Source organism: Wolbachia endosymbiont (group A) of Tromatobia lineatoria, from assembly GCF_964028565.1.
Lineage (GTDB): Bacteria > Pseudomonadota > Alphaproteobacteria > Rickettsiales > Anaplasmataceae > Wolbachia > Wolbachia pipientis.
In genome coordinates, this window is record NZ_OZ034791.1 from 922124 (window position 1) to 935219 (window position 13096).

Sequence of the window (13096 nt, forward strand, 5' to 3'; positions counted from 1 at the left end):
ATATATATGTCCCAAGCAACTATTCAAACGTATCGAGAGATAGGGCTAGCGTACCTTGATACCAACGGTTGTAATACCAATTTCCTTTCGGTCGCGCACGCCCGCTATTCCTAGTGAGCAGGGTTATCTTTCTCTCTTATCTCTTTTATATCACGTTTTTAACTTACAATTGCCTTAGATGGAAAATAGAGATATTACATAAAATTTTAAATCCGGTCTCAAAGTTGAAGAATGTAGGCTTGGAATAGCAGAAAGACTAATGAGATATCTAACAGTTATGAGTATTATTGCTTGGAGGATCTTCTTTATTACATCAATTGCAAGAGCTAACCCAACATTACCATGTACTACCTTATTAGCTGAAGAAGAATGGAAAGTTTTATACGTTAAAATACACAGAAAACCATGTCCAAGTGTAGTTCCCAACATAAAAGAAGCTGTTTCATGAACTTGGAGGCCATTTAGCAAGAAAAAATGACCCAAAACCAGGACCAATTACTCTTTGGAAAGGATATAAACGTCTCTTTGATTTAGCAGAAGGATGGCGACTTGCTCACGAACCTCATATTTGTGGGTAATAGTAAGTTGTTAGGGGGATCTGGAGATACCGCGGCGGTATGACGTAGGGAAATCTTACTTATTATAGCTATAGTTCTACATGAATTACAAAAGTAATATTTACTAGATCTTAATATTTTAGATCTATATTTTAATAAATAATGAGCTGTAATTAGTATGAATAATCCATTTAAAAGTGAGAACTATAAAAAAAATCTCGATTCTCTGATCAAAGCTGTAAAGCTAGGAAATGCAGAGAAACAATATAACAAAACGTTAAGGGATTTATCTCATGCATTAGAAGGTTTTACAGGTGAGGCAAAAGGTATAGCTGAGTTTGTTATATATACTGACTTGAACAATTATGTAGAACAGCCATTAGGTCTTTTTAAAACATTAATGAATAGAATTTTGGGAAAAAATTTTCCAACCAAGAACAGTAGTATAAGTAATTTTGTAAATGATGAGTTGTCAAGTTTCACTTTAGAAACAGCAGCTAAGTATACAAGAATTTTAAAAAAAATTGATCTCTTGGAACAATTAGAAAAAGATTTCAGAAAAAATAATATTTTAAAAGATTCTTTAAATTTAGAACAAAGTGAAAAGAGTCAAGGAAAAGATAGATCACACGAAGTGAGTTTGGAAGGTAGAAAGCAAAAGGAAGGTACTTTTGAGCTGCGAAAAGAAGAACAGCCGAAAGAAAAATTAGGTGGTGATCGCATGAGGCAAATAAAGCGACCAACAACAGCACCTCCGGCTGCTCCAGATTCGAGGAAGGTACGCTTTAAATCAGAAATATCCTCAGATGGAGAAAGCAAGGCAAAGTCTACATCTTCTTTACTAAAAGGAGCTAATAGTTTTAGTATGCCTGATGCTAAGGAAAATCCTTCTGAGGATTCAGGCTATGAAAGTTCATTAGATCAGGGGTCTGAATATGAAGACATATCAAATTATCAAGAGAAAAAGCAAAAGGAAAATCCTTTATATGAGCAGAGAGAAGATTCAGGCTATGGAAGTTCATTAAATGAAGAGTCTGTATACAAAGAGATATCAAATTATCAAGAGAAGAAGAGTAAAATTTTAATAGAAAATTCGCAGAGTTCAAAATCGCCCAAAGAAGAGCCAATTTATGCAACAGTTCCTAAAGAACATATAGAAGCAAAAAGAGAACGTAAGCAGAAACAACAACCTCAATCCCTCGTACCACCAAAACCACCGCAAGTGCCAAAAAAAATGTTTACTACTGGTCAAGAAGTTAGACAAGAATCGAAAGTGGTAATCAAAGATAAACCTGCAGTACCGCCAAAGCCTAAAAATCTAAGCCGTGCTAATCAAAAAGTAAGCACAGAGCCAAAAGTAGTAGGAGTAATTCTTAAAAAATCAGCTGAAAGAGTACCACTAAAATCTGAAAATCAAGACAATAGGAAATCAGCACAAAAAGCTGCTGGTAAGGCGATACCAAAAGTAGCAGCAGCTACTATGAAAGGAGGAGCTAATCGCGAGATGGGCAGTAAAGTAAAGGCATTAAAAGAAAAATTTGAGCAAAATCAAGCAAAAGGAAATGCTAATGTACAGCTTGCTGAAAGCAAAACCACTCCAGCAGCACAAGCGGATATCGGTGTGAAGAAAAAACAATCTCATTCATTTCTAACAGAGAATAAAAGATCTGCAACGAAACACGTAACAGCAAAATCTGATCCAAAATCTCATGTCAGCAAAAATTCCCTTCTCACGCATGCAAATGTAAAGGAAATGGTTGCACAAATTGAGAAAGGAAAAGGAGGAAGATAGTAACATTTGGGAAAAAAACATATGTGTCAAGTCAAGAGATTGTGAGCAAATTTAGGAAATTATAGCTAAACTGACTTAGATTTACCGACAATTTGAAAAACCGTCATTCCGCTAACTATAGTATTTTCAAAAGCGAATGATAAAGGTATAATATGTTTTTTTAAAGTAGGGAAAGCGATGGTATATAGTGTAGATTTAAGGGAAAAAGCAGTGTCTTTGGTAGAAAAAGGAAAGTCAAAGGTTGAAGTTGCAGAGGTTTTTGAGATAGGGATAGCAACACTATATAGATGGCTAAAAAAGAAAGCTACTGGCCAAGGTCTCAAAGCGGTAAAAAGTACTGGTTTTATTCGAAAAATAGATCCAGAAATACTCAAAGAATATGTCAAAAAACACCCAGATCACACACTAGCAGAAATGAAACAAAACCTTGGCTTTGGGATAAGTGCAATTTGGTATAGATTAAGACAGCTAAAAATAACCTTTAAAAAAAGTCACATTCTATCAAGAGCGCAATCAAGAAGATAGGCAGCAATTTATCGATAAAGTCTCAAAAATAGACCACTGTAGCATTTTATATATAGATGAAGCAGGAGTTGATAATAGACTATACCGAGAATATGCACGAGCTCCAAGAGGAGAAAAAATATATGCTGATGTTCCAGGAAAAAAGCGGGAAAGAGTGAGTATAATAGGTGGATGAGAAGTTTATTGCACCAATGACCTTCACAGGAGGGTGTAATAAAGATATATTTAATGTATGGTTAGAGCGAAGATTACTTCCACAATTACAGCGTGATACAACCATAGTTATGGATAATGCTACATTCCATAAAACTCCCAAAACAAAGTCATTAATAGAGTCTTTTGGCTGTCATTTGCTTTATCTTCCAACATATTCACCTGATCTAAATCCGATAGAGCATTGTTGGCACACCATCAAAAGTTGCCTCAGACCTCTAATGCATCAATGTACAGACTTACACCTTTTAGTTGGTAATACCATTTTAGACGTTTATCATTCGTTTTAGAAAATACTATAGTTGAAATAGCGCAGTTACTCACCCCATAAATTTGGTGCTCTCTTTCAATCAAAGGTGTCTTGCTGCTTGAAATGTTTTCTTTGTAAAAATTTGGCTTATCTTTATATCATCTCATTCAAACAGCATTAACATAACTTATGCCTTTTTTGGATGTAGAAATTTTCTAGGAATTGTCTTTTTGAATTCTATGGTATTTTGTTTAACATTGAAACAAGAGGCCAGTGTCACGCACTGGCATGACACCCATTTGTTCCTATAGTTGTCTTTTCTCGTCTACCTTATTTTGCCACTCTGCTGAACAGATACATAAAGAAAGTGGAAAATTGGACATTCTCAACTCGGCTCCTGCAGATTAAAAATTAAGTTGAATAAAAATTGGATTTGACGCAGTTTTTTCCCATAGTTTAAGAAATTAAAAGTTTAACGATTAGAATTATAATTACAAACCACAATAAAAAATAGACTTTTCCATTTGATTTATTTTTAATTTGGATGTTTTCTAATTTTTTATCAGCTATTAGGTTTAATTTTTCTATAAGGCTAAATATCCCTTGGATTGTTTTTACAGGATAAGAACTTCTAATTTTTTCCCTATACCCTATTTTATTTTCATGTTGACTGCTTATCCACGCTTCAACTACTTTCCACATATTGATTTCTGAGTAGATCTTTCTACATGTCCCTTCCAGTAAAATCATAGTTTTCTGCAGCAATAACAATTGTGTTTGAACTTTCATATCAAAATCACCAGTTATTTTTAATAGCTGAGCAAGTAAACTAGCAAATGAAATCTTCTGTATAGGCTGCCCAATAATGGGTTCACCTATTGCCCTGCAAGCTGTGACAAAATTTCTATGCTGTGATGAAACATAACCAGCCCTAAAGTGCATTTTTGCAACGTGATCATAATCCCGATTTAAAAAGCCTTTGAGTATCTCTATAACGTAATAGCATGTCTCACGATCTATTCTACCCATGATTCCACAATCCAGGGCAATAATATTGTTATTACTATCAACCATTAGATTTCCAGGATGCATATCAGCATGAAAAAAACAATCCCTGTATACTTGATTGCAAAACGATTCTATAAGATTGATAGCTATTTGCTTACGATTATTCAGTTTTTCAACTTCGTATATTGGCGTTGCTTCTATCCATTCTAATGTTAAAACCTTTTTCGAAGTTCTATTCCAATCTATTTCAGGTACGTAAAAACCTCTGTCATTTTTTGTGTTTTCCTTTAGTTCCGAAGAGTGAGCAGCTTCAAAACGTAGATCTAACTCTAATCGGCAAATTTCAGCAAAAGTTTTGACTAATTCAATTGGCCTCAGCCTTTTTGATTGTTCGCTAAATTTTTCTGCAATTTCTGCAAGCCAAGAAAGCATTTTTATATCCCTTGAGAATGTTTTCTCAATATTTGGCCTTAAAACCTTCACAGCAACTTCCTTACCCTCAGTTGTAACCGCTCTATGCACCTGAGAAATCGATGCTGCTGCAATTGGCTTTTCAGAAAAGCTTGAAAAAATGTCGCTCAATTTACAATTAAACTCACTTTCTATAGTTTTAACTGCTATTTTATGTGAAAATGATGGCAATCTATCACATATCAATAACAAGTTATTTGTTATATCCTCATTTAAAACATCAGTACGTGATGAGATAGACTGCCCAAACTTAATGAACACCGGACCTAATTTTTCAAGAGCACACTTTAGCTTGTGGCCTTGTATTTTATTTATTGATTTTTTTGATGGTGGAAGTAAATAAGGTAATATATTGTAACGCGTCAGCACCGTAGTTATGTGCAGAAGACGCAAAATATTTTGAATCATTTCGCTGCGTAACTGCTAAATATTTCATTTAGGGTTCTATTTTTCATAATCTCATCAGGCTTGCCTTGGCAATAGATAGTATTATTTATACAAATTATGTAATCTGAGGATGGTAGAGCAGAGTTAAGATCATGAGAAGTCATAAGAATCGATACCAATCGTTTTTTTGCTATTTTATTTATAATATCATAAAATTTAGCCCGCGCGTTAATATCCATTGCACTAACTGGTTCATCTAGAATGATCAAGTCAGGCTCTGCAATTAAACAACGTGCAAGCAGTAATAATTGTGTTTGCCCTGCAGAAATTTCTAACACTTGATTTTTCAAAATGTTACCGATAACAGCCAACTCTATCGTTTCTGTAATAATGGATTGATTTTTCTTTAGTCTTTTCAAGGAGCTATTTAAAAGAAAATATTCAACTGTTATTGGCATCAAATTACTAATACTAAAATTTTGCGGCATGTAGCTAATTTTTGTGTTCTCAGCTAACACAATATTTCCAGTATAATTTTTATTTATACCAGCAATTGCTTTCACTAAAGAGGTTTTACCTCCACCATTTGGACCAAGTATTGTAATTATGTCTCCTCTTTCCATGAACATATTGATATTGTCAAGGATTCTTTTACCATCATATGCGAGAGCAAGATTTTCTATTTTTAGAACACGATTATTGACATTATTCAATTTATTGACAAAATTTAACTTCTTCTCAACGTTTATATGAGACATTTACTGGCTTTTTTTCTATTACTTTCACTTACACTATACTATAATATTGCCTTTTCATCCAATTTAAAAGTTGTAGCTACAATCAAACCTATCCACTCACTTGTAGCTTCTGTTACAGAAGGGATTTTAGAACCGGAATTGCTTGGCTATGCAACATCTGCACATAATTATATATTAAAGCCATCTGATGCGAGTAATTTAGAATCAAGTGACGTTATATTTTATGTTGACGATAACTTAGAGACGTTTGTTCAAACTTTCGCCAAAAATAATAAAGAACTAGTGCAATTGTCAAAGGCAATCAACCTACTTCCTACTCGGCCACATTCATTTTCTAGAAAAATCACTCACATTCAAGATGAAAAAGATTTACACATGTGGCTGAGTCCCGAAAATGCAAAGAGCATGATACTTTCTATAAGTGCAACATTGTCTGACATAGATAAAGGAAATTCCCATCGATACAGTTCTAATGCAACAAAAGCTATAAAAAAAATAGACCAAGAAGTAAAAGAAATCATGAAAGAACTGAATGATTTTAAAAATCAAAAATACATCGTTACTCATGATGCTTATCAATATTTTGAAAAATATTTCGGTCTAAATCATCCAAGCGCTATTCTTTCCATAGAAGAGGATTCTTACATAGGTATGAAGAGTTTAATGAAGCTAAAAAAGATAATGAAGGAAGAAAACGTTAAATGTATATTTGCTCATTCACAGGAAGATAGCATAAAGCCTAACGCCCTTTCTAATGACGCAAAAATGGTAGTTCTTGATCCTATTGGATCAGACATAGAGCCTGGAAAAGATGCATATCTAGCTATAATCAATAGCATTGCACAAAATTTTAAGTCTTGTTTTGTTGAGTAATAAGTTCCCTTTTAGCTTACTGTTTTATTGTTCTACAAATCAAGAAGAAGTGAGTTTACAACAAATGGTGTCATTCCAGTCTGGAATCCAGCTTTTTCATAATCATCAAAACGTTGTATTTTAACATAAAATGGCTGCTTTTATGCTTACTAACTTAATAAAATTCCTGGATCCCAGTGGGCTTTGTTGCATCACACTTTATGAGATGGTGATTTATGGTAAATTCATGTAACTATCTCAAATTTAGCCATACCAATATCAGTGAATTTATTAAGCAAATAGCATTTAGTTCTTTTTCTCGATTTATCTCAGATTTATTCCTAAAACTAAATCCGAATATTTGCTTTAATCTTGAGAAAAACCCTTCAATATAAGATCTTTTCCCATAATTTACTTCTTTTTTCCATTCTTTCATGCCATCTTCACCGTATAATTTTATTAACCTAATAGCAGCATTCCTGTCAGACATATAATCTATTTCTGGATGTTCTGCCGCATTGTTTATTGGTGGAATTTTTGTCTTTATATCATATTCGTTACACAACTTATAAAACTTGTGCCTATCACATGCTCTATCTGCATATAGTGCTTTTATGGCATGCTGAAAATCAACTTCTTTTAGCAAATCACAAGCTCCATAGTGATCAGAGTAGACACCGTTACTGTATTTTACAGCTATGGCTTTTTTGTTGTTTATATTCAACATTACGTGCAATTTTCTCGTTTGCTCATAGCCACGATATTTTCTGTCAGTGCTATTTTCCTTGCTGTGACCAGGAGTGTTGTTGTATATACTAATTCCTGTACTGTCTATAGCAATTTCGATATCTTCCATATTATTTTTATCAATTCTGCAATCATTTATCTTAATATTAAGTTTCTCAAACCTTCTTGATGCTTGTGAATAGCTGATAACTGCCAAATCTCTTCCTATTTGTTGCAAATACCCTTTTATAAACCCGACTGTTTGTCTTAAACCAATTCTAAAGAAACTGACGATTATATGCACCAAAATCACAACTTTATCACTATAAATATAGTTGCCGCCCTGCATTTTTGGACAATTCTCGTACCAATTTTCTATGGCGTCATTGATATAACAAAAAATGCTTCCTCTTTCTTGGAGAAATTTGTTATATTCATGGCAGTTACTGACTCTCATTTTTTGTGGCATATTTTTTCTTCAACAGTTAAATGGCTATTTATAATGAATTTTGTCAGTAACTGCCAGTTCTTTTCACTTGAGCGATGCAACAAAGCCATCCCAGTGTCAAGCACTGGGATGACATCGTAGGGGTGCTGGCCTGATAACCGTCATCCCGCTACTTGTTAGCGGGATCTAGAGATACCGCGAATGAATCGCGGTATGACGGTTCGCGGCGGCATGACGATAAGGTTTATATCTTGTCATCCCAGTGCTTGACACCGAGATTGATTTATCTTGTCTACCTTATTTTGCCACTCCGCTGAACGGATACCATATTATGCAGGTTTAGAATTATGCTTTATTCTTACGTTTATGTATTGGCCCAATACAATCAATAAGTTAAGCAAGTATTCTAAGGAGAACCCTTCGATTTTTGACCTATTGATTTGAGATACTTTAGGTTGATCAATCTTTAGAGCGTTTGCTGCTTTTTTCTGTGTTGTGTACTTCTTACTTATTAATTGTGCAATGACCTTTATTAATTTCAGTTTTGTATCTTTCACATCCCCCAACTCTACTATTATAGGATAACTTAATTGTAAATTTTGCATAATAATAAAATTCCTTATAAAAAAATTACTTTAGTTTTTCTTCTTTAAATAACACATGCCTTCTGACTACTGGGTCATACTTCCTAAACTCCAGTTTTTTGGTGAGCTTTTTTGGATTACGCTTTTTTACATAAAAATAGCCAGTTGATTTTTCTTCACCAGTTTTTGTTATCTTGATTGCAGTGCTGACTAACTTAACGAGCAAAGAAGCATTTTTTTTCGCCATACTTATAATGATATAATAAATTCTATGCGAGTTTATTACGCAAAATACTAAAAGTCAATCAAATAATGCAGATTGCAAAATCCTTGACAATCAACAGTGCATTAAGTAGCATAAAGTTAACTTCAGAATAAAAAGCAAACGGTAAATAAGTGACAAATAGTGGTAAAAGGGTATTATTGATAGAAAATTCTATCTGTTCTAATGAGGTAAGAGTTGCCTTGTCAATTAATAACAAGGTTGTAGAATTTGAACAAGAATTCAAGGAAAAAAAACAATTAAGAGGTAATATATACGTTGCTTATATAAAGCGTATAGAGCCTTCTTTGCAAGCCGTATTTATTGAATATGGGAAAAATAAGCAAGGTTTTTTGTCTTTTTCCGAGATATCTCTAGATTACTTCAACATTCCAGAAAAAGAAAAGGAAACTATCTTTGAGGGCTACTCAAATGACGATTGTATAGAAGAAGCCTCAGCAAATGTTTCTTCAGATTCTGCAGCTAGTAAGAATGTCAACGGATCAGGTAGTGGTTTTGTAAGAGAGGTACCTTTATATAAAAAATACAAATTACAAGATGTTATTTCAGTAAATCAAAAAGTATTGGTCCAGCTAACTAAAGAGGAACGAGGCAATAAAGGAGCTTCATTTACAACATACATAACTTTAGTGGGTAGATACTGTGTTTTCATGCCAAATTCCATGAGCAAAGGTGGAGTGTCCCGCAGAATTGAAGATGCTAATGTCAGAAAGCAGTTAAAGGAGATACTGAGTTCAATAAACTTGCCAAAAAGATCAGGTTTAATAGTAAGAACTGTTGGTTCAGGAAAAAATAAGAAAGAAATTGAGCAGGATTACAATTACTTATCCTCATTATGGCAGAGCATTCAAAAAAATGCCTTCTCTGTAAACGTTCCATCATTAATTTACAATGAAGCAGATGTAATTATGAGATCTGTTCGTGATTTTTGTAGCGATGGTATAGAAGTTATAGTGTCTGGAAAGGAAGCTTTTGAGGCAGTTAGGCAATATGCTAACAATGCACTAAAAGGTAGTAAGTTGCGCTATAGATTGTATAGAGGTTATGCTCCGATCTTTACTTACTACGGAATCGAAGATCAAATTTCTGAGTTATATAGCAATAGAGTAGAATTGCCATCTGGTGGGTCTTTGATAATAACTTTAACTGAGGCGTTTGTTTCAATAGACGTAAATTCAGGAAAGATGACAGGAGAAGATAGCATAGAAGAAACAGCTTATAGAACCAACATGGAAGCAGTACCTGAAATATCAAGACAGGTGAATCTTAGGGGCCTATCAGGATTAATAGTAGTCGATTTTATTGATATGTTGAAATATCAGTATTGCAGAGCTGTTGAGTCTGCTATAAAGCAAGCGTTTAAAGATGATAAAGCTAAAGTTCAATTTAGCTACATAAATGACTTTGGTTTAATGGTATTTTCAAGACAAAGAATTAAACCAAACATACAAGAAATTAATACTACAGAGTGTTTACACTGCAAAGGTACTGGAAGAGTAAAATCAAACGAAGTAATTGTTTCATCAATACTAAGGGATTTACAACATATTGCTAACAAGAATCGAAATAAGTCTTTTGATTTAGTAGCACACAGTGCAGTTATAGCGCACATTTTTAATAACAAACGCAATACAGTTTCTACAATCGAAAAAGAGTTTAATATTACATTGAACGTTAGTATTGATAACAGTTTAGATGTAAATACATTTGTTTTAAAACAAGGAGATGATGTTAATTTAAACGGTTATAAGCCATTACAGAACTCTGGATACCAAATTGGGGATAGCAGCAATGAAGAAGCTGATAATTCAAATAAACTACGAGGCAATTTTTGGCTGACTAAGTGGCTTTCGCGCCTTTTAAGTTCTAATAACTAATTAGAAACCTAAATTGGGCTTGTAATTAATGAGCCCTATACTTATATATTCTTATATAAGATAATATTTACAATGGGTACTCATTATGGGAAGAGCAATAGGCATAGATCTCGGAACAACAAATTCTTGTGTTGCAATAATGCAGGGCAAGGATACAAAGGTAATAGAAAATAAAGAAGGGGCAAGAACTACTCCATCTATAGTTGCATTGACTTCTTCAGGAGAAAGGTTGATTGGTGCTCCAGCAAAAAGGCAAGCAATCACCAATGCAAGTAATACCTTTTTTGCTACTAAGAGATTAATAGGCCGTCAATATAGTGATCCTGAGATGAAAAATCTAAGTGTACCATACAAAGTATTTGCAGCAAAAAGTGGTGATGCATGGGTTAAAACAACTGATAATAAAGAATATTCTCCTAGTCAAATTGGTGCATTTATACTACAAAACATGAAAGAGGCAGCAGAAGCTTATCTTGGAGAGGAAGTAAAAGATGCTGTGATAACAGTGCCAGCATACTTCAACGACTCTCAACGTCAAGCAACAAAAGATGCAGGAAAAATTGCCGGATTAAATGTACTCAGAATAGTAAATGAACCGACTGCTGCAGCACTTGCTTATGGTCTTGATAAGAAACATGGGCACACAATAGTAGTATATGACCTTGGTGGTGGTACATTTGACGTTTCAATACTTGAAATAGGTGATGGAGTTTTCGAAGTGAAAGCAACAAACGGTGATACCCATCTTGGAGGTGAAGACTTTGATAATGGAGTAGTGAGTTATTTACTAGATGAATTCAAGAAAAGTAATGGCATTGATTTGAAAAATGATCCAATGGCTATGCAAAGAATCAAAGAAGCTGCTGAAAAAGCGAAAATTGAATTATCAAGTGCAATGGAAACGGAAATAAATCTACCGTTTATTACAGCTGATGCAAGTGGTCCAAAACACTTAAATATGAAATTAACGAGAGCAAAACTTGAAAGCTTAGTGAATGATTTAATCGAAAGAACTATGGCTCCTTGTAAAAAAGCTCTTGAGGATGCTGGTTTATCTGCTAGTCAAATTGGCGAAGTGGTTCTTGTTGGTGGCATGACTCGTATGCCAAAAGTCATAGAGAAAGTTAAAGAATTCTTTGGCAAAGATCCACATAGAGGAGTTAACCCTGATGAAGTTGTAGCAATTGGAGCTGCAATACAGGCGGGGATCATTCAAGGTGATGTAAGAGATGTGTTACTACTTGATGTGACCCCACTTTCTCTTGGTATTGAAACTCTAGGAGGAGTATTCACTCCACTTATTGAGCGTAATGCTACAATTCCTACTAAAAAATCTCAGGTGTTTTCAACTGCAGAAGATAACCAAACAGCTGTTACAATTAAGGTGCATCAGGGTGAAAGAAAACTGGCAGTTGATAATAAGCTACTCGGTCAGTTTAGTTTGGAAGGGATACCTCCTGCTCCGCGCGGAAGGCCACAAATTGAAGTGACATTTGATATAGATGCAAATGGAATAGCACACGTTTCTGCAAAAGATAAAGCTACTGGAAAAGAGCAAAAAATACGCATTCAATCTTCAGGTGGTTTATCTGATGATGAAATAAATCGCATGGTAAAAGAAGCTGAAGAAAAAGCGCAAGAAGATGAAAAGCGCAAAAAGTTTATTGAAGTGAAGAATCAAGCGGATAGCTTAGTCCATTCTACAGAAAAGTCTCTGACAGAGTATGGTGATAAAGTTTCACCAGAAGATAGATCTGCTATTGAAAATGCAGTTAACGAATTAAAAGAAGTTAGTAAATCTGATAACATTGATGACGCTGATTCAATACAGCAGAAAGTCACTAATCTTTCTCAATTATCTATGAAACTTGGAGAAGCTATGTATCAAGCATCTCAACAAAATAGTGCTGAAAATGGCTTTTCATCAGAAGGAAATCCAAATGATAAAGAGGAAAAAGTAGTAGATTCTGATTATCAAGACATAGATAATAAAGAAGAGAATAAGTAATTGCGATTGTCATCCAAGTAGCTGATACTGGGATGACAAGAGGAGCATATTGTTGCTTAAAGAAACCATTATGGATATTATTAAAACAATAGAAGAAAAGATACGCGATTCGATAGATGTAATTGATATCAACATTATCGATGAATCAGCAAAGCATGCTGATCATTATTTTGCTTCATCTTCAACATTACCTTCGCACATTAAATTAATATTAATATCTGACGGCTTTATTGGAATGAGCGTTCTAAAAAGACACAAGTTGATTTATGAGTTATTGAAGGGTGAGATAGAGCTAATACATGCAATTTCTCTTCACTTGTATACGCAAGATGAGTACAATTTAAAAAATAAATAATA

Annotated in this window: 13 protein-coding genes and 1 pseudogene; 9 read left to right on the forward strand and 5 right to left on the reverse strand. The window is 34.1% G+C overall.

The genetic code is table 11. From position 1 onward, the window contains the following. Positions 1-170: 170 nt before the first annotated feature. The 4 genes and pseudogenes from ABWU48_RS04895 to ABWU48_RS04910 all read left to right on the forward strand — a co-directional run. Positions 171-578: pseudogene (locus ABWU48_RS04895) on the forward strand (IS4 family transposase); the annotation flags it as partial. Between the two features lie 157 nt (positions 579-735). Beyond that, a complete protein-coding gene (locus tag ABWU48_RS04900) occupies positions 736-2349 on the forward strand; it encodes a hypothetical protein (protein ID WP_353288304.1) in 1614 nt (537 codons plus the stop codon). 177 nt (positions 2350-2526) lie between these two features. Next, complete coding sequence (locus tag ABWU48_RS04905; protein ID WP_022626382.1) at positions 2527-2874, forward strand: IS630 transposase-related protein; 348 nt, start codon at positions 2527-2529, stop codon at positions 2872-2874. 167 nt (positions 2875-3041) lie between these two features. Then, entirely contained in the window at positions 3042-3377 is a 336-nt protein-coding gene (locus ABWU48_RS04910; RefSeq protein WP_049973597.1) for a transposase, read from the forward strand. A 416-nt stretch (positions 3378-3793) separates the two neighbouring features. Here the strand turns inward: ABWU48_RS04910 and ubiB are convergent, their stop codons facing one another. Next, positions 3794-5224, reverse strand: coding sequence for a 2-polyprenylphenol 6-hydroxylase (gene ubiB, locus ABWU48_RS04915; RefSeq protein WP_070356945.1), 1431 nt, complete (start codon positions 5222-5224; stop codon positions 3794-3796). Next, complete coding sequence (locus ABWU48_RS04920) at positions 5221-5961, reverse strand: metal ABC transporter ATP-binding protein (protein WP_353288305.1); 741 nt, start codon at positions 5959-5961, stop codon at positions 5221-5223. Before ABWU48_RS04920 ends, ubiB begins: the two co-directional genes overlap by 4 nt. Here ABWU48_RS04920 and ABWU48_RS04925 point away from each other — a divergent pair. Next, positions 5953-6834 (forward strand): zinc ABC transporter substrate-binding protein, encoded by an 882-nt coding sequence (locus ABWU48_RS04925; RefSeq protein WP_010962934.1) that lies wholly within the window; start codon positions 5953-5955, stop codon positions 6832-6834. The two genes, ABWU48_RS04920 and ABWU48_RS04925, sit on opposite strands and share 9 nt — an antisense overlap. Positions 6835-7066: 232 nt before the next feature. Here ABWU48_RS04925 and ABWU48_RS04930 read toward each other — a convergent pair whose 3' ends face one another. Next, positions 7067-8008 carry an IS5 family transposase gene (locus ABWU48_RS04930; RefSeq protein WP_209472548.1) on the reverse strand — a complete coding sequence of 314 codons (942 nt, stop codon included), beginning with the start codon at positions 8006-8008 and terminating at the stop codon, positions 7067-7069. On the opposite strand from ABWU48_RS04930, the gene ABWU48_RS04935 reads away from it, so the two are divergent. After that, positions 8000-8128: a hypothetical protein gene (locus ABWU48_RS04935; protein ID WP_264374075.1), complete on the forward strand. Its 129-nt coding sequence runs from the start codon at positions 8000-8002 to the stop codon at positions 8126-8128. The genes ABWU48_RS04930 and ABWU48_RS04935 overlap by 9 nt on opposite strands. A 188-nt stretch (positions 8129-8316) precedes the next feature. On the opposite strand, the gene ABWU48_RS04940 is transcribed toward ABWU48_RS04935, so the two are convergent. Together ABWU48_RS04940 and rpmG are read right to left on the reverse strand one after the other, a co-directional pair. Further along, positions 8317-8592 (reverse strand): helix-turn-helix domain-containing protein, encoded by a 276-nt coding sequence (locus ABWU48_RS04940; protein WP_353288306.1) that lies wholly within the window; start codon positions 8590-8592, stop codon positions 8317-8319. Positions 8593-8617: 25 nt separating this feature from the next. Further along, positions 8618-8818, reverse strand: a complete 201-nt coding sequence (gene rpmG, locus ABWU48_RS04945) for a 50S ribosomal protein L33 (protein ID WP_010082633.1) — start codon at positions 8816-8818, stop codon at positions 8618-8620. 149 nt (positions 8819-8967) lie between these two features. Between rpmG and ABWU48_RS04950 the strand changes: the two genes are divergently transcribed. The 3 genes from ABWU48_RS04950 to ABWU48_RS04960 all read left to right on the forward strand — a co-directional run bounded on the left by ABWU48_RS04950 (position 8968) and on the right by ABWU48_RS04960 (position 13094). Then, positions 8968-10731 carry a ribonuclease E/G gene (locus ABWU48_RS04950; RefSeq protein WP_095742804.1) on the forward strand — a complete coding sequence of 588 codons (1764 nt, stop codon included), beginning with the start codon at positions 8968-8970 and terminating at the stop codon, positions 10729-10731. A gap of 85 nt (positions 10732-10816) precedes the next feature. Further along, the gene (dnaK, locus tag ABWU48_RS04955; protein ID WP_353288307.1) at positions 10817-12739 is read left to right on the forward strand and encodes a molecular chaperone DnaK; all 1923 of its coding nucleotides are present in this window, start codon (positions 10817-10819) and stop codon (positions 12737-12739) included. A gap of 70 nt (positions 12740-12809) precedes the next feature. After that, positions 12810-13094 (forward strand): BolA family protein, encoded by a 285-nt coding sequence (locus tag ABWU48_RS04960; RefSeq protein WP_077188332.1) that lies wholly within the window; start codon positions 12810-12812, stop codon positions 13092-13094. The last annotated feature ends 2 nt before the right edge of the window (positions 13095-13096 follow it).

Coding starts and splice junctions, on each gene's coding strand:
- ABWU48_RS04900 (WP_353288304.1), top strand. CDS start 736: ATGAATAATCCATTTAAAAGTGAGAACTATAAAAAAAATCTCGATTCT.
- ABWU48_RS04905 (WP_022626382.1), top strand. CDS start 2,527: ATGGTATATAGTGTAGATTTAAGGGAAAAAGCAGTGTCTTTGGTAGAA.
- ubiB (WP_070356945.1), bottom strand. CDS start 5,224: ATGATTCAAAATATTTTGCGTCTTCTGCACATAACTACGGTGCTGACG.
- ABWU48_RS04925 (WP_010962934.1), top strand. CDS start 5,953: ATGAGACATTTACTGGCTTTTTTTCTATTACTTTCACTTACACTATAC.
- ABWU48_RS04920 (WP_353288305.1), bottom strand. CDS start 5,961: ATGTCTCATATAAACGTTGAGAAGAAGTTAAATTTTGTCAATAAATTG.
- ABWU48_RS04930 (WP_209472548.1), bottom strand. CDS start 8,008: ATGCCACAAAAAATGAGAGTCAGTAACTGCCATGAATATAACAAATTT.
- ABWU48_RS04940 (WP_353288306.1), bottom strand. CDS start 8,592: ATGCAAAATTTACAATTAAGTTATCCTATAATAGTAGAGTTGGGGGAT.
- rpmG (WP_010082633.1), bottom strand. CDS start 8,818: ATGGCGAAAAAAAATGCTTCTTTGCTCGTTAAGTTAGTCAGCACTGCA.
- dnaK (WP_353288307.1), top strand. CDS start 10,817: ATGGGAAGAGCAATAGGCATAGATCTCGGAACAACAAATTCTTGTGTT.
- ABWU48_RS04960 (WP_077188332.1), top strand. CDS start 12,810: ATGGATATTATTAAAACAATAGAAGAAAAGATACGCGATTCGATAGAT.